At 66.1% G+C, this 729-nt stretch carries 1 protein-coding gene; it reads left to right on the top strand.

Annotated elements, in window-relative coordinates; all coding sequences use genetic code 11:
- Positions 1-729: condensation domain-containing protein (locus AC066S_RS39005; protein ID WP_478271931.1), on the top strand; the 729-nt coding region annotated here is incomplete at both ends.

The raw sequence follows: 729 nt of genomic DNA, 5'->3' as shown, positions 1-729 counted from the left end.
CACTGATCCGCGGGCATCTGGTGCGGATGTCGGACGAGGAACACGTCTTCCTGCTGACCCAGCATCACATCGTCTCGGACGGCTGGTCGATGGGCGTGCTGCTGCGTGAACTTAGCCAGCTTTACCGGGCGTTCGAGGCTGGGCAGGACGATCCCCTGCCGCCGCTTGCGCTCCAGTATCCGGATTACGCCGCCTGGCAACGCCACTGGCTGTCAGGGCAACGGCTGCAGAAGCAGGCGCAGTATTGGCGCAGCGCCCTGGCAGGCACGACCCGTCTTGTCTTGCCGACGGACCGCGCGCGGCCTGGCCAGCAGTCGTTTGCCGCGGCCACGGTCCCGGTCGTCATCGATGCGGATCTGACGCGGGAGCTGAAGCGGCTGAGCCTGCAGCATGGCACGACGTTGTTCATGATCGTGCTGGCGGCCTGGGCGGCGGTGCTGTCGCGTCTGTCGGGGCAGGACGATCTTGTGATTGGCGTGCCCAGCGCCAATCGGGGGCACCGGGAGATCGAAGAGCTGATCGGATTCTTCGTCAACACCCTGGCGCTACGGCTGGACCTGTCGGGCAAGCCGCGCGTGTCGGAGCTTCTGGAGCGGACGCGCCGCACGGTGCTGGCTGCGCAGGAGCATCAGGACCTGCCGTTCGAGCAGGTGGTGGAGATCGTGCAGCCGCCCCGCGCTCTTGATCACACGCCATTGTTCCAGGTGATGCTGGCCTGGGAGAACAATG

The sequence above is a fragment of the Bradyrhizobium sp. CFUWI genome (assembly GCF_056429085.1).
The sequence above is the reverse complement of the archived record's forward strand: the minus strand, read 5'-3'. Positions and strand labels throughout refer to the sequence as shown.